We start from the raw sequence: 17012 nt of genomic DNA, 5'->3' as shown, positions 1-17012 counted from the left end.
TAAGGAATAATATTGAGAGAAACAGCAAAAATAGTTCGGATGAAATTAACGCACCAGATATCCCCCATCGACGACTAATAAATGTCCATTAACATAATCAGACGCCCGACTGGCTAAATAGACCATTGCCCCCATTAAATCCTGGGTATCACCCCAACGATTAGCAGGAATATGGTCGAGTACGCGTTTATTGGTTTCGGGATTACTGCGGGTGGCAAGTGTAATATCCGTTGCGTAATACCCTGGCGCGATGCCATTAACCTGAATATTGTATTGCCCTAATTCATCGCAATACGCTTTAGTAAACCCGGCAAGCGCATGTTTTGTTGCCGAATATGCCGGTGACCATTGCCCGCCGAGATACGAAAATAGCGAGCAAATATTAATTATCTTGCCGTGATTTTGCGGGATCATCACTTTTGCGGCTTCATAACTGAGCTCAAACGCCGCCGTCAGGTTAACGTCGATCATCGGATCCCAGTCAGCACGACCAAATTCCAGTACCTTGTTGAGCTTACAGATCCCCGCGTTGTTGACCAGAATATCCACGGTACCAAAACGCGCGCAGCAGGCCTGGATAATCTCTTGCGGTGCGCCTTTGGCAGTGATATCCACCTGCATAAACGCGACTTCTACGCCCTGTTGCTCGATAAGTTCTTTCGTTTCGCCGTTATCCTCGATGAAGCTCGGGATAAACAAATTTGCTCCGGCCTTCGCCAGCGCCATCGCAAACGCCTGACCCAGCCCGCTGTTGCCGCCGGTAACGATAGCGGTCTTACCTTTCAGGGAGAAAAAATCCATTGAAAATGCGTTGAGAGACTCGATTGACATATTTAGCTCCGAATTCCTTTAGGCAAAAAAAAAGAAAGGTAACTTCCCCCGCGAAAGGGAAGTTACCTTTCTCATCATCTCTGGTAACTGAGACAATTTTTTAGCACAGTGGATTATCGGCGGATGTGAGCAATGTCACAGACAGACATTTCATTTTTATTTGGTGAGCAAAACTGCGATTCGTGATTATTCTCACACTCAACAAAAAGATTCCGTGATATTTCTGAACGCAATTACTAGAGACCATGAGAAAAGTAATCCACCTGAAAAGGCGGTTTACTTTTCTCTTTTTTTTGTCTTCACAAAATGAGATTACGATATGCAAACTCCTTCATATCGCCGTTGGATAACGCTCGCAATTATAAGCTTCAGCGGTGGCGTAAGCTTTGATCTGGCCTATTTACGCTATATCTATCAAATTCCCATGGCTAAATTTATGGGATTCAGTAATACCGAAATCGGACTTATCATGAGTACGTTTGGTATTACCGCCATTATTTTATATGCGCCCAGCGGGGTTGTGGCAGACAAGTTCTCCCACCGCAAAATGATCACCGCCGCGATGATCGCCACCGGCCTGCTCGGGTTATTAATGTCCACTTATCCGCCGCTATGGGTAATGTTGCTCATCCAGGTGGCTTTTGCCATCACCACGATCCTGATGCTGTGGTCGGTTTCCATTAAAGCCGCATCGCTGCTGGGCGATCACAGCGAGCAGGGAAAAATCATGGGCTGGATGGAGGGCCTGCGTGGCGTCGGCGTGATGTCGCTGGCAGTGTTTACTATGTGGATTTTCTCCCGTTTCGCGCCAGAAGACAGCAACAGCCTGAAAACGGTGATCCTGATTTACAGCGTGGTCTATATTCTGCTCGGGATCCTGTGCTGGTTTTTCGTCAGTGATAACACCCACCCCGCGGAAGAAACGACAACGGAGAAAAAAACCTTCCAGCTCAGCGACATCCTTTCCGTACTACGGATCAGCACCACCTGGTATTGCAGCATGATTATTCTTGGCGTTTATACCATCTACGCCATTCTCAGCTACTCCACCAATTACCTGACCGAGATGTACGGTATGACGCTTATCGCGGCAAGCTATATGGGGATTGTGATCAATAAAATCTTCCGCGCCATGTGCGGCCCGCTGGGTGGGTTGATTACCACCTACAGTCGGCTTAAATCACCCACACGGGTTATTCAGTTGCTGTCTGTCATTGGTGCGTTGACGCTGGTAGCGTTGCTGATCACCAGCGCGCATCCGCAATCGGTAATGGTGGGGATTGGCCTGATTTTGCTGCTGGCGTTTACCTGCTACGCCTCGCGCGGCCTCTATTTTGCCTGCCCGGGCGAAGCGAGAACACCGAGATATATCATGGGCACCACCGTCGGGATCTGCTCCGTCATCGGCTTCCTGCCTGACATCTTCGTCTACCCGATCATCGGACACTGGCAGGACACGCTGCCCGCCGCCGAGGCCTATCACAATATGTGGCTGATGGGGCTGACCGCCATGTGCCTGGTGATCCTCTTTACATTCTTATTATTCAGAAAAATACGTGCCGCCAACGCTGGCCCGGAAAATGCGCCATCACTGACGACCGAAGCGCCGGGCCAGTAATTAAAGGAGAAGCATAATGTCTACGAAATACATCATCGGAATTGATGGTGGAAGCCAGAGCACCAAGGTCGTGATGTACGATCTCGATGGGAATGTGGTGTGTGAAGGCAAGGGCCTGTTGCAACCGATGTATACGCCGGACGCGGATACCGCAGAACATCCTGACGATGATCTGTGGACCTCGCTCTGCGCCGCGGGCCAGAACCTGATGAGCCAGTTTACCGGCAGGAAGGAAGATATTGTCGGTATCGGCCTCGGTTCGATCCGCTGCTGCCGCGCGCTGCTGAAAGCTGATGGCACGCCCGCCGCGCCGTTAATCAGCTGGCAGGATGCGCGCGTCACCCGGCCATATGAACATGCGAATGACGAAGTCGCCTGGGTGACCTCTTTTTCCGGTTATTTATCGCATCGCCTGACCGGTGAGTTTAAGGACAACATCGCCAACTACTTCGGTCAGTGGCCGGTGGATTATAAAACCTGGACATGGAGCGACGATGCCGAGGTATTCAGGAAATTTAATATTCCGCGCCACATGCTGTTTGACGTACAAATGCCTGGCACCGTGTTAGGCCATATCACCGGCGATGCCGCGCGGGCCACCGGTTTCCCGCAAGGGTTACCCGTCGTCTGCACCACCAGTGATAAACCGGTTGAAGCCCTCGGCGCCGGGTTGCTGGACGATGAAACCGCCGTCATTTCTCTCGGAACCTATATCGCCCTGATGATGAACGGTAAGACGTTGCCCAACAATCCCACCAGCTACTGGCCGATCATGTCCTCGATCCCGGAAACGCTGCTGTACGAAGGTTACGGCATCCGCAAGGGGATGTGGACTGTCAGTTGGCTGCGCGACATGCTCGGCGATTCGTTGATTCAGGATGCCAGAGCGCGTGGCCTGTCGGCGGAAGATTTGCTCAACGAAAAAGCGGCTCGGGTACCGCCGGGTTGTGACGGTCTGATGACCGTGCTGGACTGGCTGACTAACCCCTGGGAGCCGTTCAAACGCGGGATCATGCTAGGCTTTACCTCCAACATGGATTACGCGTGGATCTATCGCTCCATTCTGGAGAGCATCGCCCTGACGCTGAAGAATAATTACGACAATATGTGTAATGAAATGAACCAGTTCGCCAGACAGGTCATCATCACCGGCGGCGGTTCAAATAGCGACTTGTTTATGCAGATTTTTGCCGATGTGTTTAACCTCCCCGTCAGACGCAACGAAGTGAACGGCTGCGCAAGTCTGGGCGCGGCGATCAATACTGCTGTCGGGCTTGGTCTCTATCCGTCTTATGAAAAAGCAGTTGAAAAGATGGTGCGGATTAAAGATGTATTCCTGCCAGTAGCCGAAAACGCCAGCCGCTACGAGGCAATGAATAAAGGGATTTTCAGGGAGTTAACAAGCTATACCGATGTGATACTGAAAAAATCGTACGGTGTTTTTCATGGGGAGCGGGAGCAGGTTAACGCGATTCAGAGTTGGTCGAATGCGTAAACAAACGGGCGCCTTCAGCGCCCTGTTTTTACTATGCAATATTCAGATACTTGTGTGTCTGCATCGACAGGCGCCAGTTACGGGCGATGCAGGTTTCGATACACAGCCGCGTCGCGTCGTCTTTCTGGCTGATCGGCTGGAGCGCAATCACCCGCTGCTTGTCGTCGGAGAGCGTTGCCAGTAACTCATCCAGTGCTTCGATGTCGCGTACACGTCCCACCGGGTGTTTGATCTCATCCGCCCGCTGCAGCGCCTGCGACAGCACGCCATAACCGCCTCGCATATTCACCTTTGGCGATACCGTCACCCAGGTGGCATGAGAGCAGCGCACTTCATGCGTGCCGCTGGTTTCAATCTGGCAGCTAAAGCCGTTATGCTCCAGCAGCGTTGTCAGTGGCGTGAGATCATGGATGCACGGCTCACCCCCGGTGATCACCACATGGCGCGCCGTCCAGCCCTGGCGGCCGATGATTGCCAGTAAATCTTCTGCGCTCGCCGCCCCCCACTTATCGCTCTCTTTGGTTTTCGCCAGAATACTGAACAGCGACACTTCCCGATCGGCGAGCTTATCCCAGGTATGTTTGGTGTCACACCACGCACACCCGACCGGGCATCCCTGTAAGCGAATAAAAATAGCGGGAACGCCGGTGAAATAACCCTCGCCTTGCAGGGTCTGGAACATCTCGTTAATCGGGTACTGCATAATCATCTCAGTGAAAGGGGTAAACGATAAGTATCGCAGATCCCGCCGTGAGGATCATGCGCCATCGGTGCTTTGCGCGTGAATTGCTGCCACGAAGCGCGCGGTGATCTGCTGCGGACGGGTGATCGCCCCGCCAACCACCACGGCATGCGCCCCCAGCGCAAAGCAGCGAGCGGCCAGTTCCGGTGTCTCGACATTGCCTTCGGCAATCACCGGTACCGAGACGGCGGCGATCACTTCACGCAGCAGGCGGCAATCCTCTTCCGGTAACCGATGCCCCGCCGTTGCTGGCGTGTAGCCATAGAGCGTTGTGCCCACGCAGTCAAAACCGAGCGCCTGTGCGGTTTTCGCTTCGGCAACGGTAGAAACGTCCGCCATCAGCAACACTGACGGATAGCGGGCACGGATTTGCGCTACCAGTTCGCTAAGCGTTAGCCCGCCGGGGCGCACTCTGTCTGTCGCATCAAGGGCGATAATCTCCGGCGCAACGCGCATTAACTCATCCACTTCACGCAGAGTGGGGGTGATGTACACCTCGCTGTCCGGGTAGTCGCGCTTGATGATGCCAATGACCGGCAATGAGACTTGCTGTTTGATCGCGTCAATGTCCACCACGCTATTGGCGCGGATCCCGGACGCGCCGCCCTGCGCCGCCGCGACAGCCATTCGCGACATGATAAACGCGCTGTGCAACGGTTCGTCCTCCAGTGCCTGGCACGAAACCACCAGCTTACCTTTTAGTCTGTTCAATATTGTTTGCATCCGCGTCGCCTTCCTCTTTTTGAGTTTCATCCATCCGCTTTATTTGAAAATATTTATCACAAATAAAATTAAAGATGAAAATTATCACCAAAAAGAAAGATACTGATCATACTTTTTCAAAATGACTGGTATTCTGTTACGGCTTTCGCGACGGTCATTACTCATAAGGATCCTGCATGTCAGAAAAACAAAATCTGCTGCTCAGACTGCGGCAGAGCGTTTCCGGATACAGTCCCACGCAGCAAAAGCTGGGGGAGTTTGTACTGCACGATCCTGCGAATGTGCTGTATATGACTATTACCGAGCTGGCGAGAGAAAGTGGTACCAGTGAAGCCAGCGTGACGCGGCTCTGCCGTGCGCTGGGCTGTAAGGGCTACAACGAATTCAAAATGGCGCTGGCACTGGATACACAACAGCCTTCCTCAGGCCAGCAACCTGCCGATGAGATTGACCATATCGTGAATGAATCGGTGCAGGCACTACAGGATACGGCGAAGCTGCTGGACCGCGCTCTGCTGACCTCGGCAGTCGAAGCGCTGCATCAGGCGCGTTCAGTACAGATCTATGGCGTCGCGGCCAGCGCGATCCTGGGTGAGTATTTACACTATAAGCTGCTGCGGCTGGGGAAACCGGCGCAGTTGTTTAGCGACATGCACCGCGCAGCAATGAATGCCAGCACGCTGTCAGAGGAAGATCTGGTGGTCGCCATTTCCAGTTCCGGCTCAACCCGCGACCTGCTTCATGTGGTCAAACAGGCGCGTAAACATGGGGTGTGTGTGCTGACGCTCAGCAACACCTCGCGCAGCCCGCTCGCTTCGCTCAGCGATATCCTGCTGGTTGCCGCAAAACCGGAAGGTCCACTCAGCGCCGGCGCACTCAATGCCAAAGTGGGCGTGATGCTGCTGATAGAACTGCTGACCACCACACTAGTGGCGCGCGACCCGCATTACGCCGAGACGAACCAGCTGACGGCCAGTGCAACATTACCGCTGCTGTTATAAATAGCAGACATAAAAAAACCCGCCGAAGCGGGTTTTTTTATCAGAACGAAGAGCCGGATTATGCCTGGCCTTTGATCTCTTTACGACCGTTGTACGGTGCTTTTTCGCCCAGCGCTTCTTCGATACGAATCAGCTGGTTGTATTTAGCAACGCGGTCAGAACGGCTCATAGAGCCAGTTTTGATCTGGCCTGCTGCAGTACCTACCGCCAGGTCAGCGATGGTTGCATCTTCAGTTTCGCCAGAACGGTGAGAGATAACGGCAGTGTAGCCAGCATCTTTTGCCATCTTGATAGCAGCCAGAGTTTCGGTCAGAGAACCGATCTGGTTGAATTTAATCAGGATGGAGTTAGCGATGCCTTTTTCGATACCTTCTTTCAGGATCTTGGTGTTGGTTACGAACAGGTCATCACCAACCAGTTGGATTTTGTTGCCCAGTACTTTGGTCTGGTATGCAAAACCGTCCCAGTCAGACTCGTCCAGGCCATCTTCGATGGAGACGATCGGATACTGTTTGGTCAGTTCTTCCAGGAAGTGAGTGAACTCTTCAGAGGTAAACGCTTTGTTGCCTTCACCAGCCAGAACGTATTTGCCGTCTTTGTAGAATTCAGACGCTGCGCAGTCCATCGCCAGAGTGATGTCCTGACCCAGTACGTAACCCGCTGCTTTAACCGCTTCAGCGATAACAGCCAGTGCTTCAGCGTTGGAGCCCAGGTTCGGCGCATAGCCGCCTTCGTCACCCACAGCTGTGTTCATGCCTTTGGATTTCAGAACTTTAGCCAGGTGATGGAACACTTCAGAACCCATACGTACGGCTTCTTTCAGGGTTTTCGCGCCAACCGGCTGAATCATGAATTCCTGGATATCAACATTGTTGTCTGCGTGCTCACCACCGTTGATGATGTTCATCATCGGAACCGGCATGGAATATTTGCCCGCGGTGCCGTTCAGCTCAGCGATGTGCTCATACAGCGGCTGACCTTTAGAAGCCGCTGCTGCCTTGGCGTTAGCCAGAGAGACCGCCAGGATTGCGTTCGCACCGAAGTTAGATTTGTTTTCAGTACCGTCCAGGTCGATCATGATCTTGTCGATACCCGCCTGGTCTTTAGCATCTTTACCCAGAACTGCCTGAGCGATCGGGCCGTTAACCGCGGCAACGGCTTTGGTTACGCCTTTACCCAGGAAGCGGGATTTGTCGCCATCGCGCAGTTCCAGCGCTTCGCGGGAACCCGTAGAAGCACCTGATGGCGCTGCTGCCATACCGACGAAACCACCTTCCAGGTGTACTTCGGCTTCAACAGTCGGGTTACCACGGGAGTCGATGATTTCACGACCGATGACTTTAACGATTTTGGACATTAGGTTTTCCTCAGTACAAGTTAAACTAAAACTCCAGACAAACAATGCACCCCGTAGGGTGCACTGCTGTTCTAACTTTTCTTACTTCTCCTGACGCTTCTGGTACTCGCCAGCGGCTTTCACAAAGCCAGCAAATAGCGGGTGCCCGTCACGTGGCGTAGAAGTAAACTCCGGGTGGAACTGACAAGCCACGAACCATGGGTGGTTCGGTACTTCGATGATCTCGACCAACTGATCATCCCCGGAACGGCCCGCAACGCGCAGACCCGCAGCTTCGATTTGTTTCAGCAGCATGTTGTTAACTTCGTAACGATGACGATGGCGTTCGGTGATAACCGGCGTACCGTACAGCTTGCGAACCAGACTGTCATCAACCAGCTGGCACGCCTGCGCGCCAAGGCGCATGGTGCCGCCGAGATCGCTTTTCTCTGTACGCACTTCAACGTTACCGTCTTCGTCACGCCACTCGGTAATGAGCGCCACAACCGGGTACTTACAGTCTGGCACAAATTCCGTTGAGTTGGCGTTTTCCATACCTGCTACGTTGCGCGCAAATTCCATCAACGCAACCTGCATACCCAGGCAAATGCCCAGATACGGAATATTGTTTTCACGCGCATAACGTGCGGTGGCAACCTTACCTTCTACACCGCGGTAGCCAAAGCCACCCGGGATCAGAATCGCATCCAGCCCTTTCAGAATATCGACGCCGCGGGTTTCTACATCCTGCGAATCGATAAGCTTGATGTTGACGGTCAGACGGTTCTTCAGGCCACCGTGTTTCAGCGCTTCGATCACTGATTTGTAGGCGTCCGGCAGTTCAATGTACTTGCCGACCATACCAATAGTGACTTCGCCTGCCGGATTAGCTTCTTCATAGATAACCTGTTCCCATTCGGCCAGGTTTGCTTCCGGGCAGCTCAAGCTGAATCGTTTACAAATATAATCGTCCAGACCCTGTGATTTCAACAGGCCCGGGATTTTATAAATAGAATCGACGTCTTTCAGAGAAATAACGGCTTTTTCGGGAACGTTACAGAACAAAGCAATCTTGGCGCGTTCGTTAGCAGGAACCGCGCGATCGGAACGGCAGATCAGAATATCCGGCTGAATACCGATGGAGAGCAGCTCTTTAACAGAGTGTTGCGTCGGTTTAGTTTTGACTTCACCCGCGGCGGCCATGTAGGGCACCAGCGTCAAGTGCATATACAGCGTGTGTTCGCGGCCCACTTCAACCGCCATCTGCCGAATCGCTTCAAGGAACGGTAATGACTCGATGTCGCCCACCGTACCGCCGATCTCTACCAGCACCACGTCGTGGCCTTCGCCACCAGCAAGAATACGTTCTTTAATGGCATTGGTGATGTGCGGAATGACCTGAACGGTCGCACCCAGGTAGTCGCCACGGCGCTCTTTGCGCAGAACGTCTGAGTAGATACGACCTGTGGTGAAGTTGTTGCGGCGCGTCATTTTGGTGCGAATGAAGCGCTCATAGTGACCCAGGTCCAGGTCGGTTTCAGCGCCGTCTTCAGTAACGAACACTTCCCCGTGCTGGATTGGGCTCATGGTCCCCGGATCGACGTTGATGTACGGATCGAGTTTCATGATGGTCACGTTGAGGCCACGGGCTTCGAGAATGGCTGCGAGGGAGGCTGCGGCAATGCCTTTACCCAGAGAGGAAACTACCCCGCCGGTCACAAAAATATAGTTCGTTGTCATGCTGAACCTGAGAAGTTAGGTTTAAAAGACGATGGAATAACCAGGACGGGAAAGTAGTATACCCGAACATGGCAGGCGCCACAAACTTTCATTCTCCCTCCTTTTCCTCAGGTTCACACGATACGGGGAGGGAGAAAATAGCCGCTTTTGGCGAAATGTTTTTGACGCAAATCAAGCGCTTGTCATTTTAAAAATCACACAAATTACGCTTGATGGCGAAAAACCGTTAGAGATCAGTTTCCTGTTGTTTTACCTGCTGCCAGACGGCTTCCATGGTATCGAGATCAACGCCGGTCATTTCCAGGCCTCGCTCGGCAACAATCCTTTCCACTTCGCGGAAACGACGCTCGAATTTCAGGTTCGCTTTGTGCAGCGCCACTTCGGCTTTCACCCCAAGATGGCGGGAGAGATTCACGGTAGCAAACAGCAGATCGCCCACTTCTTCTTCCAGTTTTGCCTCATCGATGACCGCCTGCTGCGCTTCGTGCATCACTTCGTCAATTTCTTCATGCACTTTATCCAGCACCGGGCCGAGTGAAGTCCAGTCAAAACCGACCGCCGAGCAGCGACGCTGAATTTTATGGGCGCGCATCAGCGCAGGCAGACTGTGGGGAATGTCGTCCAGCGCGGAGTGCTGGGCTTTTTCAGCACGTTCCGCGCTTTTGATCTGCTCCCAACGTGCCAGCACTTCCGTACTGTCGCCAGCGGTGGCATCACCAAAAATGTGCGGGTGGCGGCGTTCCAGTTTGTCGCTGATGGCAGCGCAGATATCATTAAAATCAAAGTGCCCTTCTTCCTGGGCCATCTGCGCGTAAAACACCACCTGGAACAGCAGATCACCCAGCTCACCGCGCAGATCGTCAAAATCTTCCCGGTTGATGGCGTCCAGCACTTCGTATGTTTCTTCGAGGGTGTATGGCGCGATCGTGGCAAACGTCTGCTCGTTGTCCCACGGACAGCCGGTTTCCGGGTCGCGCAGGCGCTGCATAATGCCGAGCAGGCGGTCGATTTGAGTCATAGTCATTCCCGTTAAAAAGAGTAAGCCGGGTGGCGGTTAACGCCTTATCCGGCTTTAAAAGAGGCACTTACCCGCCATGCAAGCGACGGGCGTCGATCACATCTGATACCTGATTCAGTTTACCGAGCACCCGGCCCAGCACCTGCAGGTTGTAGATTTCGATAGTCATGTCGATGGTCGCCAGTTGCTGTTTAGTATCACTGCGGCTGGCAACGCCAAGTACATTGACCTTTTCGTTGGCGAGAATTGTGGTGATGTCGCGCAGCAGGCCGCTGCGGTCGTTGGCGACGACCCGGACGACCAGCGAATACCCGGCTGAGTAGCTTTCTCCCCACACCGCGTCGACGATGCGCTCTGGCGCGTGGGATTGCAGCTCCGCCAGTTGGTCGCAATCTGCCCGGTGCACGGAAATCCCGCGCCCCTGGGTGATAAAACCAACAATCTCATCACCGGGGATCGGCTGGCAGCAGCGGGCGATATGGTGCATCAGATTACCGACGCCCTCAACCACTACCCGCCCGTTGTCTTTACTGCGGGCCTGCGGGGTGTACGTTTTCTGCTGAAGCTGTTTCAGCGCGGCGGCATCCTCTTCCGCCGCACTCGGTTTGTTGAATTGCGACTGCAGGAAATTGACCATCTGGTTGAGACGAATATCACCGCCCCCAATGGCCGCCAGCAGTTCGTCAACCTCATTAAAGTTGTAGCGCGGCAGCAGGTGTTTTTCTGCTTCTTTCAGGCTGATGCCCAGCCGCTCCAGTTCTTCGTCGAGGATCTGACGACCGGCGAGGATGTTTTTGTCGCGATCCTGTTTGCGGAACCAGGCGTGAATTTTCGAGCGCCCACGGCTGGTCGTGACATAGCCCAGGTTCGGGTTCAGCCAGTCGCGGCTCGGGTTCGGCTGTTTCTGGGTGATGATTTCGATCTGATCACCCATCTGCAACTGATAGGTAAACGGCACGATGCGCCCGCCAATTTTCGCTCCGATACAGCGGTGCCCCACATCACTGTGGATGTGATAAGCAAAATCGAGCGGCGTTGAACCTGCCGGGAGATCCACCACGTCACCTTTTGGCGTAAAGACGTACACCCGATCGTCGAAGACCTGGCTGCGGACCTCGTCCAGCATTTCGCCGGAATCGGCCATCTCTTCCTGCCAGGCGATCAACTTACGCAGCCACGCAATGCGATCCTCATAGCCCGTGCGTGCACCGACAACCGCGCCTTCTTTGTACTTCCAGTGCGCCGCCACGCCAAGTTCAGCGTCTTCGTGCATCTGCTTCGTACGGATCTGAATTTCGACGGTTTTCCCACCGGGGCCAAGTACCACGGTATGAATGGACTGATAGCCATTTGGCTTCGGGTTAGCAACGTAGTCGTCGAATTCATCAGGCAGGTGGCGGAAGTGAGTATGCACTATCCCCAGCGCGGCGTAACAATCCTGCAGGCGTTCCGCAACGATGCGCACCGCACGCACGTCAAACAGCTCGTCAAACGCGAGGTGTTTTTTCTGCATTTTGCGCCAGATGCTGTAGATGTGTTTCGGACGGCCATAAACCTCAGCCTTGACGCCCTCTTCTTTGATGGAAGAGCGAAGTTGACCGACGAACTCGTCAATGTAGTGTTCCCTGTCGATACGGCGTTCATGCAGCAGTTTGGCGATGCGTTTGTATTCTGCCGGGTGGAGATAGCGGAAGCAGTAATCTTCCAGTTCCCATTTCAACTGGCCGATACCCAGACGGTTCGCCAGCGGCGCATAGATATTGGTACATTCTTTCGCCGCCAGTACGCGTTCATCTTCCGGCGCGTCTTTGACTTCCCGCAGATGCGCGATACGCTCAGCGATCTTAATGACCACGCAACGGAAATCATCCACCATCGCCAGCAGCATCCGGCGCACGTTATCGACCTGCTCAGACGAGACGGCATCAGTGTGAGTGGCTTTCAGCTGGCGGATAGCGGCCATATCGCGGACGCCGTGGATCAGATCCACCACCGATTTCCCGACGCTCTCGGTCAGCACTTCTTCGCTGACCACGCCGCTGTCGACCAGCGGGAAGAGTAGCGCCGCGCGCAGGGTATCGATATCCATACTCAGCGTTGAGAGGATTTCCGCCATCTCAACGCCGCGCCACAGCAGCAAATCCGCATCCGCATGTCCCTCGGTGTGTTCACGACAATATGTCCATGTCTCGGCTAAGCGCTCACATGACTGCTGGCTGGTGATCCCCAGACTTGCGATCCACTTCTGCGGATCAAATTCTCCAGCCTTATTGAGATGTGCACTTCGTACCGCAACCATTGTCCTCTCCTTTTGGGACCGGGCCTGCCGAACTCGACAAGCCGTAAACTGTCTGTCAGTTATTCACACGCAAACAGCACCATAGATTCCAGGTGCCCGGTGTGCGGGAACATGTCGAGCATTGCCAGACGCTGGATCTGATAGCCAGCCTGTAACAACGCGTCGCTATCCCGCGCAAGCGTCGCAGGATTACATGAAACATAGACCACGCGCTTCGGCGCAAGTTTGATAATATGCGCCATTACGCCTGGTGCACCGGCGCGGGCCGGGTCGAGCAGCACTTTATCAACGCCCTGTTTCGCCCACGCCTGACGAGTGACATCTTCCTCCAGATTCTCATGAAAGAAGGTCACATTGTGTAAATGATTGAATACGGCGTTTTCACGCCCTTTATCCACCAGCGCGGGAACGCCTTCCACGCCGATAACTTCTGCTGCACGTTGCGCCACAGGCAACGTAAAATTGCCCATACCGCAAAACAGGTCAAGCACGCGATCGTCTGGCTGCACATCCAGCCAGGCCAGTGCCGTCGCCACCATTTTCTGGTTCACGCCATCATTCACCTGAATGAAATCGCGCGGACTGAACGTTAAGCGTAGACCGTTTGAGGTATACCAGGGCGCCTCGCCAGTGACGCGTTCGAGCGTCTCGCTTTGCGGTGCCAGATACAGCGCAACGTCATGCGTATGCGAAAAGCATTCCAGTTTTTCTTTATCAGCCGCCGGTAACGCTACCGTATGGCGCAGCACCATCAGCGGGCTGTTGTCCGCCAGCACCAGCTCAACATGCCCCAACTGACGCGCAGATTTCAGGTTGCTCAGACAATCGTGCAACGCCGGAAGCAACGCCCCAAGACGGGGCACCAGAACGGGGCACTGCCGGATATCGACGATATCGCTGGCGTTCGCCTTGCGAAAACCCATCTGTAATTGTTGGGTCTTCGGTTGATAATTCAAGCTCAGGCGCGCACGACGGCGATAGCCCCACGGCGTACCGGCGATCACCTCGTCCACCTCATGTTTCATCATTCGCTGTAGCGCGGCGCGTTTGCTGCGCTGTTGCAGGGCGACAGACGCGTGCTGCTGCTGGCAGCCGCCGCAAACGCCAAAGTACGGGCAGCGCGGGGTTTCACGTTCCGGGCTATCATTGAGTCGACGTTTGACCTGACCGCGGGCATACTGTTTCTTATCCTCGGTGAGCGTGATGTCTGCGCTCTCCTGCGGCAGTAAGCCATTCACAAATAGCGCTTTTCCGTTATGTCGGGCAACGCCCTGACCGAAGGGATCGAGGTCATTGACTGTCACGGTTATGATCTCACGCGTCGTCACGCGTCGTTTTGCAGAGTAGAATTGCGCCATTGTAGAGATTTGTCTCATACGAACATATTGACTCTCATTCTCCCATAACGGAACTCCATGACCAACTACAGCCTGCGTGCTCGCATGATGATTCTGATCCTGGCGCCGACCGTACTGATTGGCTTGCTGCTCAGTATTTTCTTTGTCGTCCACCGCTATAACGATCTACAGCGTCAACTGGAAGACGCCGGAGCCAGTATTATTGAACCGCTCGCGGTGTCCAGCGAATACGGCATGAATCTGCAAAACCGCGAATCTATTGGTCAGCTCATCAGCGTTCTGCATCGCCGCCATTCGGACATTGTCCGGGCCATTTCGGTCTACGATGAACAGAACCGCCTGTTTGTCACGTCAAACTATCAGCTTGATCCCAGCGAACTCAGGTTGCCGAAAGGGGTGCCGTTGCCACGTAGCCTTAGCGTCTCACGACATGGCGATATCATGATCCTGCGAACACCGATCGTTTCGGAAAGTTATTCGCCAGATGAATCTCCCGGTGCAGAAGCTAAGCCGCCGTTGAATATGCTTGGTTATGTGGCGCTGGAGCTGGATCTCAAATCAGTGCGCCTGCAACAGTACAAAGAAATTTTTATCTCCAGCGTGATGATGCTGTTTTGTATCGGCATTGCGCTGATTTTCGGCTGGCGGCTGATGCGCGACGTCACTGGCCCGATCCGCAACATGGTGAACACCGTTGACCGCATCCGCCGTGGGCAGCTCGACAGCCGCGTGGAAGGCTTTATGCTCGGCGAGCTGGATATGCTGAAAAACGGCATTAACTCGATGGCGATGTCGCTCGCCGCTTACCATGAAGAGATGCAGCATAACGTCGATCAGGCGACATCTGACCTGCGCGAAACGCTGGAGCAGATGGAGATCCAGAACGTTGAACTGGATCTGGCGAAAAAGCGCGCCCAGGAAGCGGCGCGAATTAAATCCGAGTTTCTGGCGAACATGTCGCACGAGCTGCGCACGCCGCTCAATGGCGTAATCGGCTTTACCCGCCTGACGCTGAAAACCGATCTGACCACTACTCAGCGCGATCACCTGAATACCATCGAACGGTCGGCTAATAATTTGCTGGCGATTATTAACGACGTGCTCGACTTCTCGAAGCTGGAGGCCGGAAAACTGCTCCTCGAAAGCATTCCGTTCCCGTTGCGCAGCACGCTGGATGAAGTCGTCACGTTGCTGGCGCATTCGGCCCACGACAAGAGCCTGGAACTGACGCTGAATATCAAAAGCGACGTGCCGGATAACGTGATTGGCGATCCGCTGCGTCTGCAGCAGGTGATCACCAATCTGGTGGGTAACGCCATTAAATTTACCGAGAGCGGCAACATTGATGTGCTGGTGGAGAAACGCGCCATCAGCAATACCAAAGTGCAGATTGAAGTGCAGATCCGCGATACCGGCATCGGTATTCCTGAGCGCGACCAGTCGCGCCTGTTCCAGGCGTTCCGTCAGGCGGATGCCAGCATTTCGCGTCGCCATGGCGGCACCGGGCTCGGGCTGGTTATCACGCAAAAACTGGTAAAAGAGATGGGCGGGGATATCTCCTTCCACAGCCAGCCAAATCGCGGCTCAACCTTCTGGTTCCATATTAATCTCGACCTCAATACGAATGTGGTTTCTGATACGGTGGTGATGGACAGCCTGGCTGGCAAACGCCTTGCCTACGTTGAGGCTAACGCTGCCGCCGCGCAATGTACGCTGGATCTGCTGGCGACCACGCCGCTGGAAGTGGTTTACAGCCCGACCTTCTCCGCGCTGCCGCAGGATCATTACGACATTCTGCTGGTGGCGATCCCGGTATCGATGCGGGAACTGAACCTGCATCAGGAGAGGCTGGAACAGGCCTGTGCGATGACCGATTACCTGCTGCTGGCGCTGCCGTGCCATATCCAGGTCAATGCGGAAGCGCTCAAGCGTAACGGCGCGGCGGCCTGTCTGCTGAAACCGCTGACCGCAACGCGCCTGCTCCCGGCGTTAACCGAGTACTGCCGCCTGAACCAACCGGTGCCACCGCAACTGGTCGATAACAGCAAGCTGCCGATGACGGTGATGGCGGTGGATGATAACCCGGCCAACCTGAAACTGATTGGCGCGCTGCTGGAAGATCAGGTTCAGCAAGTAGAGCTATGCGAAAACGGGCAGCAGGCGATTGATCGCGCCAGACAGTTGCAGCTTGATCTCATTCTGATGGATATTCAGATGCCCGAAATGGACGGCATCCGCGCCTGCGAGCTGATCCGTCAGTTACCGCATCAGCAACTGACCCCGGTGATTGCCGTGACGGCGCATGCGATGGCAGGTCAAAAAGAGAAACTGCTCAGCGCCGGGATGAACGATTATCTGGCGAAGCCCATCGAAGAGAGCAAATTGCGGAGTCTGTTGCTGCGCTACAAACCCGGTCTGGCAACGCCGGTTACCGCGGCGCTACCGGATCTGCCGGAGCCGCCAGTTAACCTGAACGTCACCCTCGACTGGCAACTGGCGTTGCGTCAGGCGGCGGGTAAGACTGATCTGGCGCGCGAAATGCTGCAGATGCTCATCGCCTTCCTGCCGGAAATCCGTAACAAAGTGGAAGAACAACTGGTGGGGGAAAACCCGGAAGGGCTGGTGGATGCTATCCATAAACTACACGGCAGTTGCGGCTACAGCGGTGTGCCACGGCTGAAAAACTTGTGTCATCTGATTGAAGGCCAGTTGCGTAGCGGAACGTCGGCGGATGAACTCGAGCCTGAGTTTCTGGAACTGCTTGATGAGATGGATAACGTGACCCGCGAAGCGCGGAAGATGATTGGCTGAATATTATCGGCCCGGGCAACCCGTCGGGCCAGTGTTTTTC

At 54.3% G+C, this 17012-nt stretch carries 12 protein-coding genes; 4 read left to right on the top strand and 8 right to left on the bottom strand.

Annotated elements, in window-relative coordinates; all coding sequences use genetic code 11:
• Positions 1-45 precede the first annotated feature (45 nt).
• On the bottom strand, positions 46-831 hold the full coding sequence (locus QMG90_RS05495; RefSeq protein WP_283282932.1) for an SDR family oxidoreductase: 786 nt from the start codon (positions 829-831) through the stop codon (positions 46-48).
• Positions 832-1150: 319 nt separating this feature from the next.
• Between QMG90_RS05495 and QMG90_RS05490 the strand changes: the two genes are divergently transcribed.
• Positions 1151-2449 (top strand): MFS transporter, encoded by a 1299-nt coding sequence (locus QMG90_RS05490; RefSeq protein WP_283282931.1) that lies wholly within the window; start codon positions 1151-1153, stop codon positions 2447-2449.
• Positions 2450-2465: 16 nt separating this feature from the next.
• Positions 2466-3944, top strand: coding sequence for an FGGY-family carbohydrate kinase (locus QMG90_RS05485; RefSeq protein WP_283282930.1), 1479 nt, complete (start codon positions 2466-2468; stop codon positions 3942-3944).
• Positions 3945-3975: 31 nt separating this feature from the next.
• Here the strand turns inward: QMG90_RS05485 and queE are convergent, their stop codons facing one another.
• On the bottom strand, positions 3976-4647 hold the full coding sequence (queE, locus tag QMG90_RS05480) for a 7-carboxy-7-deazaguanine synthase QueE (protein ID WP_283282929.1): 672 nt from the start codon (positions 4645-4647) through the stop codon (positions 3976-3978).
• Positions 4648-4701: 54 nt separating this feature from the next.
• Positions 4702-5409, bottom strand: a complete 708-nt coding sequence (locus QMG90_RS05475; RefSeq protein WP_283282928.1) for an N-acetylmannosamine-6-phosphate 2-epimerase — start codon at positions 5407-5409, stop codon at positions 4702-4704.
• Positions 5410-5585: 176 nt separating this feature from the next.
• On the opposite strand from QMG90_RS05475, the gene QMG90_RS05470 reads away from it, so the two are divergent.
• Entirely contained in the window at positions 5586-6410 is an 825-nt protein-coding gene (locus QMG90_RS05470) for a MurR/RpiR family transcriptional regulator (protein WP_283282927.1), read from the top strand.
• Positions 6411-6468: 58 nt separating this feature from the next.
• Here QMG90_RS05470 and eno read toward each other — a convergent pair whose 3' ends face one another.
• The 5 genes from eno to rlmD all read right to left on the bottom strand — a co-directional run bounded on the left by eno (position 6469) and on the right by rlmD (position 14161).
• Entirely contained in the window at positions 6469-7767 is a 1299-nt protein-coding gene (gene eno, locus QMG90_RS05465) for a phosphopyruvate hydratase (RefSeq protein ID WP_283282926.1), read from the bottom strand.
• 81 nt (positions 7768-7848) lie between these two features.
• Positions 7849-9486 (bottom strand): glutamine hydrolyzing CTP synthase, encoded by a 1638-nt coding sequence (pyrG, locus tag QMG90_RS05460; protein ID WP_049850489.1) that lies wholly within the window; start codon positions 9484-9486, stop codon positions 7849-7851.
• 226 nt (positions 9487-9712) lie between these two features.
• Complete coding sequence (gene mazG / locus QMG90_RS05455; RefSeq protein ID WP_283282925.1) at positions 9713-10504, bottom strand: nucleoside triphosphate pyrophosphohydrolase; 792 nt, start codon at positions 10502-10504, stop codon at positions 9713-9715.
• Positions 10505-10571: 67 nt separating this feature from the next.
• A complete protein-coding gene (gene relA, locus QMG90_RS05450) occupies positions 10572-12803 on the bottom strand; it encodes a GTP diphosphokinase (RefSeq protein ID WP_283282924.1) in 2232 nt (743 codons plus the stop codon).
• 59 nt (positions 12804-12862) lie between these two features.
• Positions 12863-14161 (bottom strand): 23S rRNA (uracil(1939)-C(5))-methyltransferase RlmD, encoded by a 1299-nt coding sequence (gene rlmD / locus QMG90_RS05445; protein ID WP_283282923.1) that lies wholly within the window; start codon positions 14159-14161, stop codon positions 12863-12865.
• 57 nt (positions 14162-14218) lie between these two features.
• Here rlmD and barA point away from each other — a divergent pair, with 57 nt between their 5' ends.
• Positions 14219-16972, top strand: a complete 2754-nt coding sequence (gene barA, locus QMG90_RS05440; RefSeq protein ID WP_283282922.1) for a two-component sensor histidine kinase BarA — start codon at positions 14219-14221, stop codon at positions 16970-16972.
• Positions 16973-17012 lie beyond the last annotated feature (40 nt).

This window comes from Trabulsiella odontotermitis, assembly GCF_030053895.1.
Lineage (GTDB): Bacteria > Pseudomonadota > Gammaproteobacteria > Enterobacterales > Enterobacteriaceae > Trabulsiella > Trabulsiella odontotermitis_C.
Note: the sequence above shows the minus strand (reverse complement) of the source record. Positions and strands in the feature narration are given on the sequence as shown.